Here is a 22,427-nt window from a genome sequence, read left to right on the forward strand (position 1 = left end):
TAGGTTATATATTTATCTTCTTGAAATCTTCTATATCGCTTGACAGGCGCATTAATTCTTCACCTGTGATGGTTACCCTGTCTCTTAGATCGTTCAGTTCCTTTCGCAGCTGCTTCATTCTGATGTGCATCAGGTACATCGTAAAGAATGAGATCAACAGTATTGTGATTAGAACTACTGTTAGCATATCCATCCTATTTCCCTCCAAAAATTGACCTTGCAAGGCGGTCAACGAAACTTTCCTTTTCTTCCTTTGAATTATTTTCCTGGAACTTCGTGCCTGCCATCTGGGCTGCAAGTCTGCTAAATGCAATTGCTGCAGGGGATTTCGGAGCCCTTATGACTATCGGTGTCTTAAATGCAGCAGAACGCCTTATATTTGCATCCTCAGGTATAATCTCAAGTAATTTTGCCCCTAAAAGCTCTGAGACTTTATTGCTATTGATCTCAGTTTTTTCAAGCTCAGCCCTGTTTAGTATAATCCCCTCAACAGACCTGCCCAGCATTTCAGTCAATGCCTTGGTCTTCAGGGCATCTGCCATAGAGGAGAGTTCCGGGTTGACGACAAGAATAACCTTATCGGCAACTGCAAGCGGTATTACACCATCCTTGCTTATGCCTGCGGGTGCATCTATTAATAAAAACTCTATACCATCTATAGCCGAAGCCATAACCTCCTTTAATCTATCAGGATCTGAGTTCTGGAATCCCCGAAGCGATAAACCGCTTGGTATTACCCTGAGGCCAGCAGGACCCTCATAGATAGCTTCATTTATACTAGCACTGCCGCTTAATACTTCATGCAGTGTTATCTTACTTTTCTCAAGACCAATTAAAAGACCAAGGTTCGCCATACCTATATCAGCGTCAAGCACCATCGTTTTCTTCCCCAGCATTGCCAGTGCGGTGCCGAGGTTTAGCGTAGCCGTGGTCTTACCTGTTCCTCCTTTTCCTGAGGCTATTGTATATACACGTGCTGTCATATTTTTTCCTTCGGCTTTATTTATATATATTGCTAGGTGTTTATAATCTTAACCTATGATTAGTATGATAATACTAATAGTATTTATAGTAGTTGTAACTTATATTAATCCAAGTGATATAATGGTAGGAAAATCAAAGTATGTGTTACCACTATTCCTGATCCTGGTACTAATGACAGGATGTATAGATAGAACAACCGAGCAAGCAGTACAGTCTCAGGAATTAACAGGGGAACTGAAACTGGACGGATCTACGACTGTATTCCCAATAGCAGATAGGGCAGCCAGAACGTTCATGAAAAATCACCCCCAGGTTAAAATTACTGTACAGCAGAGTTCAACTGGCGAGGGTTTAGATAGGTTCCTGAGAGGAGAGTCCGATATCTCAGATGCGACACGTCCGCCTAAAGATAGCGAATACAGCACTGCCAGGAGCAGGGGAATGGAACTGTACATGACCCTTATATCTTATGATGCTGTAGCCGTTATAGTCCATCCCAAAAACCCGGTCTCGGATTTAACACTCAGTCAGCTTAAGGCAATCTATTTTGATGGAGACATAACAGACTGGAGCCAGCTGACAGATAAAAAAACAGGAAAGATCAACATATATAATACAGATGCGAAAATATCGGGTACTGCAGAATTATTTAATAAGGTTGTTACAGGCAATGACGAAACACCATATGTGGCTGGAACCACCTCAATCCATCCAACTCCGCTGATGATACCTGCAATAATGAACGATCCCAATGGCATTGCCTTCACTCCGATGAACTGGATCAACTCAAGTGTGAAGACTGTTAAGATAGATGGTATAACACCGAAAAAAGAAGCAGTTATTGATACATCCTATCCCCTGGGAAGAAAGATGTACATGATAACTAACGGTGCCCCTAAAGGGCTTACCAAGGAATACATCAACTTTGTGCTGAGCAGAGATGGTCAGAGAATAGTAGAAGAAGAAGGATTCATATCGATTATTTAGGAGTCTATATATGAAAATCAAATATAAATTGCTTATTTCGTTTTTTGTGATTGTTGCCGTTTTTTTAATAGCAGGTTTAGCCATTAATTCCAATATCCAGGAGATGTCATTCATAGAGAAGGAGATGAGTAAAGACTTCAGTATAAATCAGCAGGCTACGAACTATGAAAAAGGGGCAAGGCAGGTCCAGGTCGGCGTGTTCCTGTATGCCCATGGCAGTAAAGAGCTTGGAGGACAGCTTATAAGAGAGGGGTATAATCTCATGACCTCAAGCAGGAATAACCTGAAGAATTCATTAAAAGACCCCGCCATGTTATCGGATCTATCTGATATCGAACGATTGGAAGAAAAAGTAATACAGGTTTCTGATGAGGTGACCAAGACTGCTGATGTATCTCCGGGTAATACTGCTCTTATAGAACAGAATTTACATACCCTTGAAGGAAGGGTCGAAGCACTTAATCTTAAGCTTTCTGGTTTCATTGAAGTAACTGATAGAGCAGTGGCTAATTCTATTGAGAGATCAAGAATACATGCAGATGACACGATAAAGACAACATACTACGCGGTTATCGGGTCTATGATAGTATCTTTGATCCTTGCGATCTTCCTGGCTAACCGCCTGACTAACCCTCTCAGATCGCTTACAGATGTTGCCAATAAGGTAAGTAGAGGAGAGATCGATGCTAAGATCTCAGTAGCTTCAAAAGATGAGATTGGAGAACTGGCTGAATCATTTAAGAGAATGGTAAATGCATTCAAGATCATGGATGCATTAAGCAAGCAAAAATAGGATGTGTTAACAATGACCCTGGATGAAAAAATTGTCGGAATACTTGCAGAAGATCTGGGCCCATCTGCAAAATCCTTTTTAACAAAGCAATGCCAGACATGCTTAAATAAGGATCCAGCCAGCATTACACATAATGACCTTGATGAACTTGCTAAATCAGTACATACTGGTATAAAACAGATACTGGGTGACGATATTGCTGAAAAAATAAAGCAAAAGATCCTCCATATCAGGAATTAGTATTGAGGGATGGTTATTATGGCAGATATGTTCGCTGAATTTGCAAAAAAAACCTTAATAGAGAATTTAGGTGCTACTGGAGAGGACCTGTTTTTAAGGGTGATGGCTAAAAAGCCTGTAGATGAGAAATCCAGTTTAGATGAGATCTCAGAGTTTATAATGACAATCGAACGCGTAGGTCTTGTGGTCAGTGATAAGGATAAAGTAAATGAAGTAGATCTTATCCTGAGAAACAGACTGAAAGAAGTGGCAAATTCGATGAGTGAGAGAGAGAATATCCATAATCTGAGCGCTGAGATAGAGAAATTCCTGAAAGAGCATGATCTACCCAGCGATAAAGATATACTGGATTATGCAAAATATCTCGCATTAAAATATAAAGGCAACGCCGAGAGGATTGAAAGAGACATCACCGAGAGAGTTAAGACCAATATCAAGAGTACGGTAATCAGAGAGCGGATCAGTGAGGAAATAAAGGGATTCCTTACAAGATACCCGCAGCCGGAAAAAACGGATATTGATGACTTTATTAATTATATACGTCTTTTAAAATTAGGTTATTCCGAGGATGAATTGCGAGAACAGATTGAGCGAGAGAGGCTATATCGTAAATTCCATGGACCTCGGGACTCTGTGGAGACCTCGGAACTCAATCAGTTCATTAACCTTGTAAAAACAAGTGATAATAGAGAAGCAGTCGGCAAGTTAATGCAGAAACAGGGACTAAGCTATCTTATTAAAGACGAGGAAGGAGTCTCTGATAAATCGTTATCTGAACTCGTTGATCTCATAACCCCAGATGAGAACGATACAAAAGATATGCTGGAAGAGATGGGTCTACAGCATATGATAAAGAGGAAGTGAACTACCCGGCCCCTGCGGACCGGGCTTCCTCTTTCATACGGCACACTTCATCAATAATTTCCGCATTCCTGCGTACATATTTCTTTGGTTTTTGGTTACAATTATAATAATAATTTGCAGTAACTTTTAAATATAGTTATTCCTTTTAGGTTAATGAGGTAAATGATAACGTTTTCAGATATATTGAATCAGGATATATTTGGTGTTTCCATTGAAAAACTTTTGATGTTTTTTATTATAATACTTCTGACTTTCATAATCAGATCTGTTTTTCTGTATATCATAGAGCAAAAATTAACTGCTCTGATAAAAAAAACCCAGACCGAGTTTGATGACCTGCTTTTAAATTCAATAAAAAATCCGCTCAGTCACCTGATACTGCTTCAGGGTTTCTATATAGCCATAATCTCCTTGCAACTGCCTGAAACGATAAGCCAGTTCGATATTACTGTATCAGATATAGTGCGCGGTATCTATGTTCTGGCATTCTCATTTATAGTGCTCTATTTCATCTTCAGAGTTATCGACATCATAGCGTTTTTCCTCCATAGGGAAGCTAAAAAAAGCAGTAGCACGCTTGATGATCAGCTTGTCCCACTGGTCGTGAAAAGCCTTCGCATACTCGTCATAATGGTTGGGGTGTTGTTTATTCTTCAGAACTTCGGTTACAACATAACATCCCTTCTTGCCGGGCTTGGCCTTGGTGGCCTTGCGTTCGCGCTTGCGGCACAGGATACCGTGAGCAACCTCTTTGGCTCAATTACCATACTCTCAGACAAACCTTTCAAGTTAGGCGAATGGATAAGCATTGGAGATATTGAGGGCACGGTAGAGGATATAGGATTCAGGTCTACCCGTGTACGAAGATTTGACCAGGCTCTGGTCACAGTCCCTAACAGCCAGTTCATCAAGAGCGGGGTTATAAACTATTCAGCCATGAAAAAGCGCAGGATAAAGTTCGACCTTGGGGTAACCTATGGAACATCAGCAGACAAGATGAAGGAAGTTGTGGAGGGCATTAAAAAAATTATTGAAGAGGATCACAGGTTTGATCATTCATTCTACATGGTAAAATTCACAGAGTTCGGGGCTTACTCTTTAAACGTATTTATATACTGTTTTACAAAGACAACAGTGTGGAATGATTTTCTCACGGTTCATGAAGAATTCAATTTAAAGATCATGCATCTGCTTGAGGATCTGGGTGTTGAGATCGCCTTCCCGTCGCAGACGCTTTATCTAAATCAAATAAAAAGGAGTGATGGATAATGTATGGAAAACAGCAAGAAATAATAGAAAAAATAAATCCCAGAGCATTGATCTCAAACTGGAAAAATTGGAAGTGGCAATTAAAACATTGTATACGGGATATTTCAACTTTTGAGAATTTAACCGGTATTAAGTTTGAGAAGAGTGAGAGGAAACTTCTTGAAAAAACTATTGCAAAATTTCCTCTTTCCATAACGCCCTATTATCTATCCTTAATTGATACAGATGACTACAGAAACGATCCTTTTTTTAAACAGTCTTTTCCTTCGCCGATGGAATTAATCGTCGATAAGTATGAAATGAAAGACCCTTTAGCTGAAGATAAAGATAGTCCTGTTCCCGGGATCATCCATCGATACCCTGACAGAGTCCTGTTCCATATAAGCAATATCTGCTCCATGTACTGCAGGCACTGTACAAGAAAAAGAAAAGTTGGTGATGTTGATTCAATTCCTGACAGGGTTGAAATTCTAAAAGGTATTGAATATATCAACAATACTCCTGCAATACGTGATGTCCTGTTATCAGGGGGCGACCCTTTGATGTTATCTGATGATTACCTTGACTGGATTCTTACAGAACTGCGGAAGATCCCCCATGTCGAGGTGATCCGCATAGGTACAAGAATGCCGGTTGTTCTGCCCTATCGTATAACAGATGAACTGGTAGCAGTATTAAAGAAACATCATCCAATATGGGTCAACACACATTTTAATCATCCAAGAGCAATAACAGAATCTTCAAAAGAAGCTCTGAAAAAGCTTGCTGATGCAGGAATTCCCCTTGGAAATCAATCCGTCCTGCTGGCTGGAGTGAACGACTGCCCCAGGATAATGAAAAAGCTCGTACATAAACTTGTTCAGAACAGGGTAAGACCGTATTATCTATATCAATGCGATCTGTCAGAGGGATTATCCCACTTCCGCACCCCTGTTGGCAAAGGTATTGAGATCATGGAGAGCTTGATCGGGCATACCAGTGGTTTTGCAGTCCCGACCTATGTGATAGATGCACCCGGCGGCGGGGGAAAAATCCCTGTAATGCCCAACTACCTGATATCATGGTCAACAAATAAAGTAGTTTTAAGGAATTATGAAGGAATTATAACTACATACAAAGAACCAGATAGTTATGAGCCTGTTTTCTGTGATAGAAACTGCCAGGACTGCAAGCTGCAGTTGAAGCTTAATGAAGCAGAAGAAAAAATCAAAGCTGTTGGTGTTGCCAAACTGCTGGATGATTTTGATGATACGATCTCTCTTATCCCTGAAAATACTGACAGGATGGAAAGGAGAGCCGATAGAAGAGATGATGAATGATATCATAACAAATATTGGTAATTCTACCCTGCAGCACGGGAAATATAATGATCGTATTTATTTAATGAAACTTTCAAGAAATGATTTCCCGGATATCATAGATAAGCTGGATACACTGGCTATAGAAAAGGGATACTCCAAGATAATTGCTAAAGTACCTGAATTTGCAAGGGATGAGTTCACAAAGAGCGGCTATTTTATTGAAGCTTTTATCCCTGAATTCTATGATTGCAATGAGGATGTTTATTTTATGGGGAAATATTTTACTGAATCAAGGCTGCACAGCCGTGAATATGAAAAATTTAGAGAGATATTAAAACTGGCTGCATTAAAAACAACTGAAGAAAGAACTGCAGAGTGCATCCCCGGATTTAATTGTAGAATCTGTGATAAATCCGATGTTAATCAAATAGCAGGGGTCTATAAAACTGTTTTTGAAACCTACCCATTCCCGATACATGAGCCTCAATACATCATTAAAACAATGGATGAAAATTTTATTTATTTTAGCATCTGGAGAAATAATAAGATTGTTGCTCTGTCCTCATCTGAAATGGATGCTCGCTCTCAAAATGTAGAAATGACAGATTTTGCCACATTACCCGAGCATAGAGGAAATGGATTTGCCGTTTATCTTTTACAGGAGATGGAATACGAGATGCGAAAAAGAAATATGAAAATAGCATACACGATTGCAAGGTCATTATCTTACGGTGTGAACATAATTTTTGCAAGAATGGGGTATAGATATAGCGGTACATTATTGAACAATACCAATATTGCCGGAAACCTTGAGAGCATGAATGTGTGGTATAAACCTCTTTAAAATTACAACCGAGAATAATGAAAGAACTATCTGGATATAATAAAACAAATAAATTATCCGTAAAACGGGTACTGGTCGTTGGTAGCTGGGCTAAGGAGCAGATCACTATTGAGAATATTCACAGTAACCCTGAGATTGAGATTTTTTCTTATATGGATATCCGAAACCCGGGTATTATGTCACTGGTAGAGGGTTATAAGGTAGAAAGCTTTCAGGACATTCATGCTATTGTGAGATATGCCAGGGAACAGAGGATAGACCTTGTCATTATTACGACCGCTTCCCCTCTCTCCAGAGGTCTTGTTGACGCACTGGAAGCAGACCATATTTTAGCATTTGGACCGGTTCGCCTTGCGGCCCTGTTGGAAGCTGATAAGGAGTTTACCAGAAAACTTCTTCAAAAATACATGCCATCTGCCATTCCTCGATTTGGGGTCTTTGAAGATCCTCAAAAAGCAACCGACTACGCCGGGAAACTGGACTGGCAGGTTGCGGTAAAACCCATTGGACTCACAGAAGGACTCGGGGTCAGGGTTTTTGGAGAGCAGTTAAAAGATGAGAACGAGATCAAGGAGTATATACAGCAGGTAATCAACAGGAGGATTGGCAGAAGTTCAAAGGTAATTATTGAAGAAAAAATTGAGGGGGAGGAGTTCACTGTTCAATGCTTTGTCCACGGAGAGCATGTTCTCCCTACCCCTGCTGTCCAGGATTTCAAGAGGTTATTGCCCGGAGAAAAAGGACCGAATACTGCAAGTATGGGATCTTACTCCCAGCAGGGATACCTTCTTCCTTTTATGAGAGAGGAGGACTATGAACAAGCACTCAGTATTATTCACAAGACCCTTGATGGTTTTAAGAAAGAGACAGGAAGAATCTGCTCAGGTTTTTTATATGGTCAGTTCATGGTGACTGCAAAAGGAGTTAAATTAATTGAATATAACTTTCGGCCAGGAGATCCTGAATGGATGAACACGGTCGTTGTATTGAAAAACAATCTTTTAGATATCATTCTCAAGCTTTTTCAAGGAGAAGAGCAGGAACTTTATTTTGAAAATAAGGCAACCGTTTGTAAATACATAGTGCCAGTAGATTATCCTGAAAAGCTCTATCAGGACTTGGAGGTTGATTTAAACGAGGAGGCTATTTTGCAGATTGATGGTCTTAAGTATTATTACAGCTGCGGCTTGAATGATGCTGGCAAATTGAATGCTGGGGCAGAGAGGGGAATTGCCTTTGTTGCCAAAGCACCGACTATCGAAGAGGCTAATGAGAAAGTGGAAAAGGCCATTTCCCTGGTGGATGGGGAATTTTATTACCGTAAAGATATCGGAACCAGGGATCTAATTGATTCAAAGATAGGTCATGTTAACAGACTGAGGGATCAGTATGAGAATAAGAAAGGCAACCCAGGATGATTTCTTGAAAGTACACCAGCTTACCGCTGTATGTCTACCTATGGAGAATTATCCAGAACATGTTTATAAGATTATTTTACGTTACTTTGGGGATTATTGTTTTATTGCCGAAGAAAAAGGAAAAATCGTGGGATTCGTTATGGGAATTGTTCCTCCGGGTTTCCTGGGCACCTATTTTTTATGGCAGATCGGTGTTGATCCCTCTTACCAGGGGCAGGGGATAGGAGAAAAATTGATTAAAGAAGTAGAGGAAGAATTGAGGGAACTGGGTTTTATAAGAATTGAAGTTACCATTGATCCTGTCAATATTCCTTCTCAGAAACTCTTTGAGAAAATGGGGTATCAGAATATCAGTGAAAGAATAGGAAAGACGATAGAGGTGCAGGGTAATATAGCTGTTCAGGATTACTACAAACCTGGAAGACATTTTATGGTATATGAAAAACGAATCGAGTTATGATTAAAAAATTATTCAAATATGATAAATCAAGATTAATAGAAACATTATGGGAATGTGACCCTGATATCTATAATATTCTCGTATCAAGTGATGATCTGCAGGATGCCAGAAACAGTATGTTTGATCATCTAAATGGTATTGAGAGGCATCTTTTTAACATCTATTCAGATAAGCACTTCAAGGATAAGAACCTGCTTGAGAGGAATAACTCCAAGGAATGCATCAGGGTATTGAAAAACCTAATAAGGACAGAGAATGAGAAGATCTCAAATTTTTCAGCGCTGAATACGCTGTACAAGATAGCAAATAAAAAGATCAATCCCCACAGATTGAATGAGGGTTTTCTTTTTGAATTTATTTTCCTTTTTAGAGGCATTAACTGCGACTCTGGGATATATACAGAGAAGGACGTACCGCTATTCCTTAAGTTAAGCGGGCTTGAGGCTGCATTAGAGCGCACAAAATCCCTTGATCGGTACGCTTCAAACATGGAAGATTTTTTAAAACGATATAAGACAGGAATGGATAAAGATCTGATCAAAAAAAGAAGACAGAACAGGAAGTTCATTCAGGGTCTTTTTAATGCAGACGACCCGGACTGGCTGGATTACAGGTGGCATCTTAAAAATATCATCTCTGATATCGACACCCTGCATGAGATCGTCAAGCTAAGTAATGATGAATTAAGGGGACTCAGGTGTGCAAAAAAGTACAAGATCCCGTTTCAGATAACTCCGTACTATCTTTCACTTTTTGACAGGAAAAACACCGGGAGGTATGACCATACAATAAGAGCACAGGTTTTACCCAGTGAGAATTACTGTTTGAACTATATACAGACCAGAAAAAGCGGCTCAAACATGGATTTCATGGATGAGAAATCTACAAGTCCCATAAAAGGAATAACCAGAAGATACCCGCAGATCCTCATTCTAAAACCTTTTGATTCCTGCCCCCAGATATGCGTATACTGCCAGAGGAACTGGGAAATTACCGACATAAAGGATGCTGCGTTCTCAAAAGAGACCATGACGAATGCCATAGAATGGATGCGGGATAACCAGTACATAACAGAGGTCCTCATTACAGGAGGAGATCCACTTACCCTGAGCGATATCTACATCGAATGGCTGTTGTCAATGATCTCAGGTATAGAGCATATTGAGCGAATAAGGGTTGGTACGAGGATCATTGTAACACTGCCGCAGCGGATTACAGAGGATCTTGTGGAAGTACTCAGGAGATATAATGAGTTCGGAGTAAGGGAGCTGTGTATTGTTACACACTTTGAGCATCCTACAGAGATTACGCCTGATTCATTAGAGGCCATAAAGAGAATTAAGAAAACCGGGATAAATATATACAACCAGCAGGTTTTTACATATTATAACAGTAAAAAATATGAGTCCTCTCTATTGAGAAAGTTATTGAAAAAATCGGGCATAGACCCCTATTACATCTTCAATACCAAGGGAAAGGATGAGACCATAGATTACCGTGTGCCCATTGCAAGGATTGAGCAGGAGAGAAAAGAAGAGGCCAGATTCCTGCCAGGGCTTGTCAGGACTGATGAGCCTGTTTTCAATGTACCCAGGCTTGGTAAATCCCATATCCGTTCATGGCAGGAACATGAGGTAATAATGATACTGCAGGACGGAAGAAGGGTGTACCGTTTTTATCCGTGGGAATCCAAATATGCGGTTGTTGAGCCGTACAATTACATAGATGTATCGATATATGATTACCTTAAGAGATTAAACGATGATAATGAGAATATTGATGATTATTCATCGATATGGTATTATTTCTGATAGATTTTATATACTTAAATAGCAAATAATATAACAGGAAGGTATAAAATGTCAGTATCTGAGATTAAAAAGAACACAGTACCTATAACATACAGGCAGATGTATTTTGACATAAAGGAGGCTTTTGCATGAAGTACCTATATGGAGATTCGACAGAATTTCCGGTGCAGAGGGATTTCCTTGGATTGCTGGATGATTTCATAGATACCAGTGTTAAGGCAATAACCCTTGAGAATACTGTTTTCGACATGAAAGAAGATATAAGGGACAAGCGCAGGCTCAAGAATTCTGTTATGGATGAGATGAATAACTTTCTCCTGACTGTGGAGAACGCCATTTCAGCAGCTGTGTCCAGCAGCAAAGAGCAGGTAACGATTGTCCAGTATGCAGAGAAGAGCAGAGATTTTCTGAAAAAATATATAGAAGATGGAAAGAAAAAGATTTCTGATGATATATTCCATGAAATCACGCAGTTTGAAGAAAAAGTGAACAGAACCGACGAGGAAAATAGAAAAACACTTGAGGCCTTTTTCATCAAGGACCCTGTCCCCATAATTAATAAAAAATATACTCTAAAGGCGACTAAAGAAGCTTATTCATCAAAAGTACAGGTTGATTGTGAGGGTGATATTTCCTGTGTATTCGAAATTGCATCCTCGGAACTGCCGCTCTGGGACGGCCATGTTAAAGCCTATGGTTTTGTAAGAGGCGTTGAAATCCCTGCAAGGATGAAAAAACCTTTTTTAAAGAAAGAACTTGCGCCCGATATCGTCAGCATAGACAATTATCTTCTCAGCGATCTTGTCCTTTGTGGAAAAGAGCTTGAAGTTGTTTTCAGAAAAAAACTTGAGACCGCAGCCGAGCGGTTCAGATTGAGAATGGATTTCAGTGAGGATTTCACAGTAGAAATTTACCATGCTGAAGAGAATGGCGTTGAAAAGAACATCCAGGCAGTTCCGGGATTGAAAGATGCACTTAACGTTCTCAGGCTGCGTGAGCTGGGAGAGAAAATCATGGAACAGACAGATAGTCTCTATCCCAAAAAACAACGGTTAGAACACCTCTATCTGGGCGGCAAGGATGTGCTTGAGGAGAACCTTGTCTATGAGCTTATGCAGCGGGTTGCAGAGATCTTCGCCCCTACCTTGGAAGAGATAAAAAAACACAGCCCATCTAAAGAAGAGTTTTCTCTTAAATCAGAAGATGAGAGCGGGAAAAGACGAGAGATCTATCTCAAAAAATCACAGATTAAAGAAAAGATCGGTGTGATAAAAGAAAAGGGCGGCAGATTGCTACAGATTCTGGATATGCTGTAGGAATCTATTTCATCTCCCCCTGTTGCGTGGTTCCTCAAGCTCCCTCTGTGCCCTGCGAAGCTTCTTACTCTGCATCACCAAAATACCCTTATAGAATGAGATATAGAATATTAACCGGGTATTGTGATTACCCGGGGGATTAGATCAGAGGGGATGGATTTGACCGAAGGGCAGCTTTAGGTTAGCTGAACCTTAAAATCTGTATAGGAACAAAACTAGAATGGGGAGTGATATTAAATGGCAAAAAGAGAAAAGAAAAGAGAAGCAGAGACTGGCAGGAAAGGTGAAGAAGAGGGCATACTCGATAAATTAAAGAAGTTTGTTACGCCTGAGACAGAAGAGAGGCCTGGGGCAGAAAAGAGGGTAGAGATGAAAGTCAGGCCTGAGAAAGAAGAGAGGCCTAAGATGGAGGAGATGGCTGGTGAAGAAAAGAAGCCTTATACCTATGAGTTCTACCATGAGATAGGGAAGAAGGGAGGAGAAGAGAGAAAAAAAGAATTAGGCCCTGAAGGCTACAAGGAACTTGGACATAAAGGCGGAGAAGCTACCAAAGAAACTCATGGTCATGAGTTCTATCAGGAGATAGGGAAAAAGGGAGGAGAAGAGAGAAAAAAGGAATTAGGCCCTGAAGGCTACAAGGAACTTGGACATAAGGGCGGAGAAGCTACCAAGGAAACTCATGGTCATGAGTTCTATCAGGAGATCGGAAAAGCGGGTGGCGAAAAAACCAAGAAAAAACATGGCAGCGAGTCCCTTGAGGAGCATAGAAAAGAACATAAATGAGGATTGACCGGATCCCTTTATCCAGACCGAATATGCTCGGTCTTCCTCAAGATCTTCTTTAAGATGCCCTTCACTCTTTTTTTCTTGCGTATTAACCAACCTTTCCAGTTAGCCTGTAGAACTCTAGAGTTTAATAATTTTTTGAATCCACGATCTCACCGGCTGTTGTGAAAAGTGTTCCACCAAGATGCATTATCGGCTTTATCCTGGATATATCAAGCACTCCGTCTCTAATTGCTTCAACATTACATACTGTTGCCACAACCTTTCCGATAAATAGGGTATGGTCGCCTGCTTCCTTCATATCAATAACCTTACATTCCAGATGAGCGGCACACTGCTCCACACCTGGTGTTTTTAGTGCTATTGAGCTAACCGGCGTTAAACCCGTCTCTTTAAACTTATCCACATCTCTTCCAGATATCGAGCCTGCAAGTTGCACTTCTTTTAGAATATCAATAGTCGGAAGGTTCAGGACAAACTCTTTGCTGTGGATTATGCATCCATGCGTATACCGTGTACTGCCAACCGCAATAGAGACAAGGGGCGGATCTGCAGATACGCTTGTTATCCAGGCAAGGGTAGCAACATTGGGCCTTCCGTTCTTATCGATTGATGATACAAGCCCCACAAGCTGGGGCGCAAATAACCTGTTAGGTTTGATATTAGCCTCCATTTTCATTCGACCGACTCCTCTATCCACTTAAGGTAGTCGGCTGAACCTTCACCTAACTTAAACGATATCACGCATGGAACCTCATAGCTGTGAAGCTGTTTTACCCTTTTCTCGATTTCTTTTATCCTATCGGTCTTTGTCTTGACTAAGATCCCGAACTCATTTGATTCATCGATATTATCCTTCCACCTGAAGATCGAGGTGATGGGAAAAATATTCACACAGGCTGCAAGGCGCTCCTCTATAAGTTTTCTTCCAATGTTCCTGGCTTCTTCCATGTCGCCAGCGGTTATATATATGATTGAGAACATATGCACCAAAACTTAATATGCGCTATATGTTTAAATAAAATGCTAAGGGAGACTATCTATTGAGCTATTTCACTATTTTATCTGTATTTTTACTCTACTGGTTACTTGTCATATATCTTGATAAGCGCGGGACACTTAGCAAATACAATATTACAGCTTATGGACCGATCCTGATGATCCGAACCCAGAGAGGGCAGAGGTTTCTTGATAAACTCTCAATCCATAAGAAATTCTGGAGAATATTTGCAAATATCGGCCTTCCTGCAATGCTTACCGGTATGCTTGTAATGTTCATTCTAATATTGTTCATCGATTACTCTATAATTACGTCCTTCCAGACAGAAACAGTTCCTCACCCTGGCAAGTTCAACGAGCCGCGTAATATTTTCCTTATACCGGGTATTAATGAGTACATACCTTTTGCGTGGGGAATTATTGCATTGGTTGTAACCCTGATGGTGCATGAGTTCTCACATGCCATCCTCTGCAAAGTAGAAGGAATAAGAGTAAAATCCATGGGAATATTGCTGGCACTGATCCCAATCGGGGGCTTTGCAGAACCTGATGAGGAGCAGCTTCTTGGAAAAAAAGAGGATACGGGTGAAAAGGATGTAGAGCCCAAAGCCACACGCAACCAGCGCATCAGGATACTTACATCAGGAGTTATGGCCAATTTTGTCACGGCATTGATTGCATTTATACTGTTCTTTTCACTTCTCGGATCTATTTCTCCCGTCGGTGATGTCATGGTAACAGGTGTAACCCCGGGATCTCAGGCAGACCTGGCTGGAGTAAAGCAGAACATGATCCTTACAAAGATAAATGATAAACAGATAGATAACGCCCATGATGCCTTTACCTATACCAGTTCACTACAACCCGGAAGTAATGTTACATTAAATTTGATCGATAAGAGTGAAGAAAAAGAGATCAGCTTCACTATAACAGCAGATACCAGGATTACTGAGGGTGTCAGGGTATCGGATGTAGTTCCAGCTTCACCCGCCGAGGCGGCCGGCATAAAGCCAGGTATGGTTCTTGTTCGGGTTGATAGCACTGAGATCAGAGGACTTGAGGATTTTGTCAGATTCATGGAATCCACCGAACCAGGACAGAAAATAGACGTCTATATGTTGAGTAACAGCTCTGAGAGTGCATCCACCGAGGTCTTCGAGAATATTGAGTTAAGCGCATATCCTTATGACAGGAATGCTAAAAAAGGATTCCTGGGGATTTCTTATGGAGGAGGGGCTGAAATTGGTCCTCTGGGTATAGGCATAGGTGAATTTGGGGCAAACGAATTTCTGGGTATGCTAAAGGGTATCCCATCATCATTAACCGGGTTTAGAGGCTGGATACTGCTGTTCAGCCTGCCTATTATTGGTCTTGCTGGAGAAGGTTTTCCCGGGTTCAGCGGTTTAATCGTTCATTTCTATGAGCCCGTCGGCTGGGCTGCCCTGCTTGGAGATGGAACATTCTGGATATTAAACATCCTTATGTGGATAGGCTGGATGAATTTCTATGTCGGGCTTTTTAATTGCCTTCCTGCTGTTCCTCTTGATGGCGGACATGTGTTCCGCGATGTTATGACTTCATCACTGTCAAGGATTATAGGAAATGGTGAAAAAGTTGAGAGGCTGTCCAATGCAATTGTGATTCTATTTGCATTAACTATCCTCATGTCGTTTATATTCGTGATTATTGCACCGTATGCAGCCCATGGGTTTTAATCAGGTTACCTTTATTTTTTCAGCAAATCCCATGAATAAAAGACTGACCTCGTACAATACAACAAACGGTAGCGCTACCATAACCTGGCTGAACATGGTTGGATCTGGGGTAATGAATGCTGCAATTATCAACAGGATGACATAGGCATGCTTCCTGTAGTGAGCAAGGGTCTGCCGTGAGGTGACACCAAGGCGAACCAGAAGCGCCATGACAAGAGGTAATTCAAAGGATAGTCCTAATATTATACTCATCATAACGATAAAATAGATGAACTCGTAAATCGAGAAATTCGCGATTACACCGGTGTTAATGGCATCCTGATATACAAAACGCAGAAAAAGCGGAAGCATATAAAAATATGAATAACCTGCTCCGATTAGAAAAAGTACGATGAAAGCCAATATGATCGAGATCATCAAGAGCTTATTCACATGAATGACATTTCTGAATCTTCCCTTTATTCCTCTGTATGCATAGTACAGTATAAGAGGAGAAGCGATAAGTATCCCGAATATAAGAGACATCTTGAACTTAAGCATCACGACCTCAAGAGGAGCCAGATATACCAGTTCGGAGGTGTTTAAACTTTGAGATATAGTTAATATCTCACCAGATATGTTTGTCAAGTTCTGTGCAATAGCAGAATTATTGATTGCCAGTTCCTTTGATATCAGATCAAGACTATTGGATATATCAACTAACTGTCCAGACGGACCAGATTCATCATATTGTTGCAAACCATAAAATAAATCATGTTTTATTTTATTTATTACTTGATTCATGAGATATGAAAAAGAGAATACTGCCCCGGCACCAAAGACCGCAGCAATGTAGATCAGTTTTCTTCTCAATTCAGCAAGTATCAGTGTAAATTCTTCTAATGGCATCTTAATCTTATGTCCCTATCTGGAGCGGCTCTGCTATCTTCTTCAATGTTGCTATTGCTGACAGCGCAGCAAGAAAACTCGTCCTGGGATTATCCGGCGATGGAACATTCTCAACACGGCAGGTGAATCTTCCAAAGTCCCCCTCAACTGATATCTCATGTATGTTACTGGTCGCCTGCGGATCTACGAAGACTCTCACCTGTGTATTTTTTGTACCTGTGCCTGCAATGCCCAATGAGACTGCAACATTGATGTTTGCTGGAAATGCCGCAATTGCATCGTCTGCGCTTCCTTCGAATAGCAGTGTCTTTTCATGAAAAGACTCAAGATCGATATTGTTCTTTACTATATATGGTGCTCCTTTCAGTCCTTCTGGATTTTTTGTAGTTGTAATCATTACTCTATCTATATGAGCAATCGATGCAGATTTTAAGCCGTCAATACCAGCAATGGCTCCTGATGGTATATATATCTTACAACGATTGGCCGCAGCCGCACTAATAAACCTCTCCAGTAATCCCGAATCTGCAAAAGCTCCAGCGCTTAATACCATAAGATCTTTTCCGCTCTCAAGTACAGAAAGTCCATATTCACGAACGGCCGCTGTAGATGCGCATTCAATGACCAGATCTGCCCTGAAGATCAATTCACCAGGAGACAGTATTTCGGGTCTGTTATTGAGCGATCCAAGCAGTCTCTCGCAGCGCTCTGCGCTCCTGTCGTAAACGGCCACAAGCTGCGCATCTACAAGCTTATTATCGATCGCACTGCAGATCCGGGCACCTATGGCACCGCAGCCGATTAATCCGATCTTCATCATATTTTGCTTCATAATACGTTTTTCAGTAGCATATAAGTAACTTGACTATTAATTCAAAGGATATGCTATTGAAAGAGCTTGAGAGTTTTATCGAGGAGGATATAGGTTACAATGATGTATCATGCAGTATAGTTCCAGATCACAGGGTACAGGCTGAAGTAGTATCAAATGAAGATGGCATAGCAGCAGGGATCTCTGAAGCAGCGCAGATCTTTGAATATTTTGATATACTGGCAACAACAGATCTTACCGAAGGCTCGGCCATAAAGAAAGATGATACCATATTTACTCTTGATGGCGGGGCGAGGTCTATTCTCAGGGCGGAGAGACTGGCATTAAATTTCCTTGGAAGGATGAGCGGGATTGCCACACTGACACGTAGATACGTTGATAGGGCAAACGGCGTAAGGATTGCAGGTACAAGAAAGACCACACCCGGGTTTAGAAAGTTTGAAAAAAAAGCGGTCATAGCTGGAGGGGGAGACCCTCACAGGTTTAATCTCTCAGATACGGTCATGATTAAGGATAACCATATCGCAGTTCTCGGGCTTGAGAGGGCAGTGAGTGCTGCAAGAGAGAGAGCAAGTTTCACCCAGAAAATTGAGGTTGAGGTTGAGGATATGGCCTCAGCTATCCATGCAGCAGAGATGGGAGCGGATATTATCATGTTCGATAATATGGCTGCAGATGAGATTGAAAAAACCATTAAAACCCTGGCTGATAGGGGCATAAGGGACGGTATCATCCTTGAAGCATCAGGCGGCATATCACTTGAGAACATAGGTGATTACGCAAGGACAGGTATTGATGTTATCTCACTTGGCGCACTCACGCATTCATCAAGATGGCTTGATATCAGCCTCAGGATTAAACAGATCCAGCGGACTGAAAAATAATCGTTTAGTAAGCCAAGGTCCGGATTCGAACCGGAATGGAATCGCTCTGCAGGCGATTGCGTAGCCGTTCCGCCACCTTGGCAAATCTCAGAGCACGGCTACATATACATTATAGGTAATAAGATTATCGCAGGACGGATACATATACATCATAGGTAATAACCATCTAAACGACTAGAGCATAAATGAGCCACAGAGGCGCTGAGGTACAGAGCGCTTTTTTGAAATATTTCTGTGTTTGGTACGAAAACTTAGACTCGGATGCGGTTCAACTGATATAAACAACGAACTGGTACGAACTCGATACGAACTCGGGCTGATGAGTTCGTTTAAGTTCGTTTTGAGTTCGTTGTTAATCGTCTTTTCTGTCTTCCCGTCTAATTAGTGGATGGGTTCGCTTGTTTAGTCACATTTTTAAATTCTATATATATTACTGCTACTACCTCAAAAATTAAACAGTTATATAACCCAACCCGAAGGGACGCCTAAGGCGGCGCTCTCATGATATTAATGCTGTCGGTGCTGAATTTTTCCACTATACGATGTTCATGTGACGTAGTACAGTAAATCACTGAGCGATTAATCGCCCAGCTCTCCAGCCCTTAAAAATATCCTCGAGGGACAACCACTTTTTCCCTCTCGGTGTTTTTTTCGGTTTGGGTGTCTTTTCAGGAGTAGGCTCTGGAGTGGGTGTAGGAGTTGGAGTTTCGGTTATAGTCGGCTCTGGAGTCAGGGCAGGAGTCGGTTCTGTAGTCGGAGTCGGTGTAGGAGTTGGACTTGGAAGAGGGGTAGGAGTTGGTGTTGGAGTAGGTGTTGGTGTTGGAGTTAGTGTTGGTGTTGGAGTTGGTGTCATTTCTGGAGTAGGTTCTGAAGTTGGTGTTGGAGTTGGGGTTATAGTTATTGTTGGTGCAGGTGCTGGCTCAGGAATGATCTCAAGATGCTGAGCTACCAGCACTATATCAAAAATGTTTACTATTCCGTCCTGGTTCACGTCATAGGAGGGATACGGTTCTGTGGTGATCTCACCAGAGTGCTGAGTAACTATAATCAGATCCTCGATATCCATTATCCCGTCGCCGTTTAGATCGTATTTTGGATTTGATAGAACTGTAACTGTCACATTCATGACATCCAGGGGCAGCAAAACCCCACCAGGGGATACGACCTTTACATTTTCAAGGCCAACGCTGGAATCCCAGGCACCAAGTGCTGTAAAATTAGCTTTTATGAACGTTCCCTGGGACAATGTATTATAATTGCCCAGTATCATACTAATGATCTCTGGCTGATCCAATCTGCTGTATGTATCATATTGTGAGAATAGATTGCCCTCGGTTACAGAGTTCAATCTGAGTGCCGCAGGATCATATATTAATCGTGCCTGCATACCCGCGACCTCGCTACCTTTTGGATCTACCGATATGTTTATTTCAAAGGTCTGGCCTGCTGTAACGGTTTTATTCTCTGTGCTGATAACAATATTCTCAATTGCTGCTCCAGTTAAGGCCTGGCTCAATACAAACAAAAAAACCGATATTGTTCCTATCCGCTTTACGTTTTTTAACATCCTTACCACCATAATGTTGATACTATTCTAATCATCATTATGGCATGGTATTTATTGCTTACTATTTGGTGATTATCAGCTCATAGATTTGCCATTTCAGTTAAAAATTGAACAATAGTGATTTCTAATCTTCTCAATGTTCTTTCTCATGCTCTTCAAGGGTTTCATGCCCATGTTTTCTCTTGGTAGCTTCTCCGCCCTTGGATCCACCTGCAACTCCACCCTTATGTCCTATTTCTGAATAAAATTCGTGACCATGGGTTTCCTTGGTAGCTTCCCCGCCCTTCTTGCCAAGTTCCCTGTAGCCTTCATGACCTAACTCCTTTTTTCTCTCTTCTCCACCTTTCTTTCCTATCTCGTGGTAGTATTCGTAGGTATAGCCTTTCTCTTTCTCTTCTTCCTTACCAGCTTTCTCCTCTTTTCTCTTCATTTCTTCTTTTGCCATATTGTACCACTCCCTATTTTGAAGTTTACATTACCCCGATTAATACTCTATAGCTCATGCTATAATAATATTTTGGTGATCTATACTGCGAATCTAACCTTGAGAGAACCAGGTAACATATATATCCCTTATCGACATGCTCAGTCCCTGAAATGGGCATCAAAGAAAGCGCGATAAGACAGTTCGGAAGACAGGCAGAAGCGTATTCAAAAGGGAATATATTTGTGGACGGGGTTCATCTCTCCGAGATCGTTAATCGAAGCGGGGCCGCAAAGAACCATAAAGTCCTTGATATTGCCACAGGCGCAGGGTTTCTTGCTCTTGAGTTTGCAAAAAGGGCAGATGTAGTTATTGGTTCTGATCTTACGCGCAATATGCTTCTCCATGCCTGCGAAAAGCAAAAAAATTCAGGGCACAGGAATACAGGATTTCTTCTCTCTGATGTCGAATCACTCCCTTTTCAAGATAAAACATTCGATATCGTATCCTGCAGGTTTGCGTTCCATCATTTCCCTGACCCAGAGAAGGCCTTGCTTGAGATGAAGCGCGTATGCAAGGCTTATGGCCGCATCGTGCTCGTAGATGGTGTTTCATCTGAGGATCGTAATAAGAGCCTGTTTCATAATCGTATCGAAAAAATACGAGATCCATCCCATGTCAGGATATATACATTGAGTGAAATGAAGGATATGTTCAATACTCTGGAGACGGTTATTGCTGATATAGTGCACCAGGATATACATCAGGATTTTAATGATTGGATAGAGCGGGCAGGAACTGGTGATAAGGAAGCAAAAGTTATTGAGGAGTTGATGCAGAGTATGGAAGATGATCGTACCGGCCTGCGGGTAAAGATCGAAAATGGCAGGCTTGGATTTACTTACGATACTGTTATTCTGATCGCAGATAAAAGAGGAAAAATTAACTTGAAGTGATTATATTACCACTTTAGATACTAAAAACCAGGTTAAATCTTTTCAAGTTTCTCAATTCCAACCTTCTTTACAAAGGGCTTGTTAATTTTATCCGGCATCCATGCTGGTTTATTCTTTGGAGCCTCTATTACCTCTTTCCAGCCCTGGAATATATGCACCTTCTTGGTTCCGCGCTCTCTCAGTTTGATCTCAACTGGATTATTTTTGGTTCCCCCTATTCGATTTGCTACTTTAAGAGCAGCCTGGCGCGGCTGGCGCCCTGTAAATACACCATCCTCAGTATTATCTTTTTTCCGTAGAATAAAATTCTTGATCTCTGTCATATGTATCATTTCTCCTTGTAGCATTAGATGCTACAGCACTATATATACATCCTACATTAATAAAACTTATTTACATGAAAAAATATGGAGATTGATATACTGTGCTCTCAAGCTTAATTTATGCGTTCCTCTTCTGCAATATACCTTTCAAGCTCCCTGTGACTGTCTACAATCGCATCTGCTTCCTTCAGCCACTCTCTTCCAAGGTATGTTGATATAGCGATGCACCGTAAGCCAGCGTTTTTTGCTGAGCGTATGCCAAGAGGCGCATTCTCGATGACAAGGCAGTGTTCCTTTGGTATACCAAGTTTCTCGACAGCTTTGAGATAGGGCACCGGGGATGGCTTACCTTCAGGTGTATCATCCCCGTTAATGATTACCTCGAAGGTATCGGGGAAAAAGTTATCGATTATTTCATGTACTGTCTTTCTATTGGTTCCAGAAACGACAGCGAGCTTATATTTTGATCTCAGAGTGGCAAGCAGTTCTTTTATGCCATCAAAAGGCCTGACGTGCTCTATACGATCGAATACCTCTATTTTTTTTCGAACTAGCTCCTGTATAACATCCTCTGCTGGAGTGCGACCAAACCGTCTTAATATTATCTCCACTATCTGCCTGTGGTTTGAGCCCTCAAGCTCGTAGATGGCTTTTCTGTCTATATTGATATCGACTGTTTCAAATGCGAATATCCATGCATCTGCATGATATGGCATGGAATCAACAAGCACCCCATCCATGTCAAAAATAATAGCTCTCATAATTT

25 protein-coding genes and 1 tRNA gene are annotated in these 22,427 nt (G+C 41.2%); 15 read left to right on the forward strand and 11 right to left on the reverse strand.

Features of this window, described 5'->3' with window-relative positions:
• Nucleotides 1-4: 4 nt before the first annotated feature.
• A complete protein-coding gene (locus ANME2D_RS04905) occupies nt 5-193 on the reverse strand; it encodes a hypothetical protein (protein ID WP_048089475.1) in 189 nt (62 codons plus the stop codon).
• A 1-nt stretch (nt 194) separates the two neighbouring features.
• Entirely contained in the window at nt 195-983 is a 789-nt protein-coding gene (minD, locus tag ANME2D_RS04910) for a cell division ATPase MinD (protein ID WP_048089476.1), read from the reverse strand.
• Between the two features lie 55 nt (nt 984-1,038).
• Between minD and ANME2D_RS04915 the strand changes: the two genes are divergently transcribed.
• The 12 genes from ANME2D_RS04915 to ANME2D_RS04970 all read left to right on the forward strand — a co-directional run bounded on the left by ANME2D_RS04915 (nt 1,039) and on the right by ANME2D_RS04970 (nt 13,070).
• Nucleotides 1,039-1,971, forward strand: coding sequence for a PstS family phosphate ABC transporter substrate-binding protein (locus tag ANME2D_RS04915; protein WP_081810142.1), 933 nt, complete (start codon nt 1,039-1,041; stop codon nt 1,969-1,971).
• A 10-nt stretch (nt 1,972-1,981) separates the two neighbouring features.
• Complete coding sequence (locus ANME2D_RS04920; protein ID WP_048089478.1) at nt 1,982-2,764, forward strand: HAMP domain-containing protein; 783 nt, start codon at nt 1,982-1,984, stop codon at nt 2,762-2,764.
• Nucleotides 2,765-2,776: 12 nt separating this feature from the next.
• Nucleotides 2,777-3,004: a hypothetical protein gene (locus ANME2D_RS04925; protein WP_048089479.1), complete on the forward strand. Its 228-nt coding sequence runs from the start codon at nt 2,777-2,779 to the stop codon at nt 3,002-3,004.
• Nucleotides 3,005-3,022: 18 nt separating this feature from the next.
• Complete coding sequence (locus tag ANME2D_RS04930) at nt 3,023-3,868, forward strand: hypothetical protein (RefSeq protein WP_048089480.1); 846 nt, start codon at nt 3,023-3,025, stop codon at nt 3,866-3,868.
• Between the two features lie 162 nt (nt 3,869-4,030).
• Complete coding sequence (locus ANME2D_RS04935; protein WP_048089482.1) at nt 4,031-5,137, forward strand: mechanosensitive ion channel family protein; 1,107 nt, start codon at nt 4,031-4,033, stop codon at nt 5,135-5,137.
• Complete coding sequence (kamA, locus tag ANME2D_RS04940) at nt 5,137-6,456, forward strand: lysine 2,3-aminomutase (protein WP_048089484.1); 1,320 nt, start codon at nt 5,137-5,139, stop codon at nt 6,454-6,456. Before ANME2D_RS04935 ends, kamA begins: the two co-directional genes overlap by 1 nt.
• Nucleotides 6,383-7,282, forward strand: a complete 900-nt coding sequence (ablB, locus tag ANME2D_RS04945) for a putative beta-lysine N-acetyltransferase (protein WP_241763308.1) — start codon at nt 6,383-6,385, stop codon at nt 7,280-7,282. Before kamA ends, ablB begins: the two co-directional genes overlap by 74 nt.
• Nucleotides 7,283-7,299: 17 nt before the next feature.
• Nucleotides 7,300-8,700 (forward strand): phosphoribosylamine--glycine ligase, encoded by a 1,401-nt coding sequence (gene purD / locus ANME2D_RS04950; RefSeq protein WP_048089491.1) that lies wholly within the window; start codon nt 7,300-7,302, stop codon nt 8,698-8,700.
• Nucleotides 8,672-9,160, forward strand: a complete 489-nt coding sequence (locus tag ANME2D_RS04955; RefSeq protein ID WP_052368574.1) for a GNAT family N-acetyltransferase — start codon at nt 8,672-8,674, stop codon at nt 9,158-9,160. Before purD ends, ANME2D_RS04955 begins: the two co-directional genes overlap by 29 nt.
• Entirely contained in the window at nt 9,157-10,971 is a 1,815-nt protein-coding gene (locus ANME2D_RS04960; RefSeq protein WP_048089493.1) for a KamA family radical SAM protein, read from the forward strand. Before ANME2D_RS04955 ends, ANME2D_RS04960 begins: the two co-directional genes overlap by 4 nt.
• A gap of 128 nt (nt 10,972-11,099) precedes the next feature.
• Nucleotides 11,100-12,287, forward strand: coding sequence for a hypothetical protein (locus tag ANME2D_RS04965; protein WP_048089495.1), 1,188 nt, complete (start codon nt 11,100-11,102; stop codon nt 12,285-12,287).
• Between the two features lie 237 nt (nt 12,288-12,524).
• Entirely contained in the window at nt 12,525-13,070 is a 546-nt protein-coding gene (locus ANME2D_RS04970) for a KGG domain-containing protein (protein WP_198527355.1), read from the forward strand.
• Between the two features lie 130 nt (nt 13,071-13,200).
• Here the strand turns inward: ANME2D_RS04970 and ANME2D_RS04975 are convergent, their stop codons facing one another.
• Together ANME2D_RS04975 and cutA are read right to left on the reverse strand one after the other, a co-directional pair.
• The gene (locus tag ANME2D_RS04975; protein WP_052368575.1) at nt 13,201-13,752 is read right to left on the reverse strand and encodes a flavin reductase family protein; all 552 of its coding nucleotides are present in this window, start codon (nt 13,750-13,752) and stop codon (nt 13,201-13,203) included.
• Entirely contained in the window at nt 13,749-14,057 is a 309-nt protein-coding gene (gene cutA / locus ANME2D_RS04980; RefSeq protein ID WP_048089497.1) for a divalent-cation tolerance protein CutA, read from the reverse strand. Before cutA ends, ANME2D_RS04975 begins: the two co-directional genes overlap by 4 nt.
• 59 nt (nt 14,058-14,116) lie before the next feature.
• Here cutA and ANME2D_RS04985 point away from each other — a divergent pair, with 59 nt between their 5' ends.
• Nucleotides 14,117-15,787: a site-2 protease family protein gene (locus ANME2D_RS04985; protein ID WP_048089499.1), complete on the forward strand. Its 1,671-nt coding sequence runs from the start codon at nt 14,117-14,119 to the stop codon at nt 15,785-15,787.
• On the opposite strand, the gene tatC is transcribed toward ANME2D_RS04985, so the two are convergent.
• Together tatC and ANME2D_RS04995 are read right to left on the reverse strand one after the other, a co-directional pair.
• Nucleotides 15,788-16,675: a twin-arginine translocase subunit TatC gene (gene tatC / locus ANME2D_RS16730; protein ID WP_052368576.1), complete on the reverse strand. Its 888-nt coding sequence runs from the start codon at nt 16,673-16,675 to the stop codon at nt 15,788-15,790. It abuts the gene before it with no gap.
• 7 nt (nt 16,676-16,682) lie between these two features.
• Nucleotides 16,683-17,507 (reverse strand): aspartate dehydrogenase, encoded by an 825-nt coding sequence (locus ANME2D_RS04995; RefSeq protein WP_320408805.1) that lies wholly within the window; start codon nt 17,505-17,507, stop codon nt 16,683-16,685.
• Between the two features lie 50 nt (nt 17,508-17,557).
• On the opposite strand from ANME2D_RS04995, the gene nadC reads away from it, so the two are divergent.
• On the forward strand, nt 17,558-18,391 hold the full coding sequence (gene nadC, locus ANME2D_RS05000) for a carboxylating nicotinate-nucleotide diphosphorylase (RefSeq protein ID WP_048089977.1): 834 nt from the start codon (nt 17,558-17,560) through the stop codon (nt 18,389-18,391).
• A gap of 10 nt (nt 18,392-18,401) precedes the next feature.
• Here nadC and ANME2D_RS17870 read toward each other — a convergent pair.
• The 3 genes from ANME2D_RS17870 to ANME2D_RS05010 form a co-directional block, all read right to left on the reverse strand.
• Nucleotides 18,402-18,473 (reverse strand) — tRNA-Cys (locus ANME2D_RS17870).
• A gap of 486 nt (nt 18,474-18,959) precedes the next feature.
• Nucleotides 18,960-19,958, reverse strand: a complete 999-nt coding sequence (locus ANME2D_RS05005; RefSeq protein WP_048089500.1) for a cohesin domain-containing protein — start codon at nt 19,956-19,958, stop codon at nt 18,960-18,962.
• 133 nt (nt 19,959-20,091) lie between these two features.
• Complete coding sequence (locus tag ANME2D_RS05010; protein ID WP_048089502.1) at nt 20,092-20,403, reverse strand: KGG domain-containing protein; 312 nt, start codon at nt 20,401-20,403, stop codon at nt 20,092-20,094.
• A 152-nt stretch (nt 20,404-20,555) separates the two neighbouring features.
• Here ANME2D_RS05010 and ANME2D_RS05015 point away from each other — a divergent pair, with 152 nt between their 5' ends.
• Nucleotides 20,556-21,338 (forward strand): class I SAM-dependent methyltransferase, encoded by a 783-nt coding sequence (locus tag ANME2D_RS05015; RefSeq protein ID WP_052368577.1) that lies wholly within the window; start codon nt 20,556-20,558, stop codon nt 21,336-21,338.
• A gap of 32 nt (nt 21,339-21,370) precedes the next feature.
• Here the strand turns inward: ANME2D_RS05015 and ANME2D_RS05020 are convergent, their stop codons facing one another.
• A complete protein-coding gene (locus ANME2D_RS05020) occupies nt 21,371-21,661 on the reverse strand; it encodes a non-histone chromosomal MC1 family protein (protein WP_048089503.1) in 291 nt (96 codons plus the stop codon).
• Between the two features lie 113 nt (nt 21,662-21,774).
• Nucleotides 21,775-22,422 carry an HAD family hydrolase gene (locus tag ANME2D_RS05025; protein ID WP_241763309.1) on the reverse strand — a complete coding sequence of 216 codons (648 nt, stop codon included), beginning with the start codon at nt 22,420-22,422 and terminating at the stop codon, nt 21,775-21,777.
• Nucleotides 22,423-22,427: the final 5 nt, after the last annotated feature.

It is taken from the genome of Candidatus Methanoperedens nitratireducens, assembly GCF_000685155.1.
In the GTDB taxonomy this organism is placed as follows: Archaea; Halobacteriota; Methanosarcinia; order Methanosarcinales; family Methanoperedenaceae; genus Methanoperedens; species Methanoperedens nitratireducens.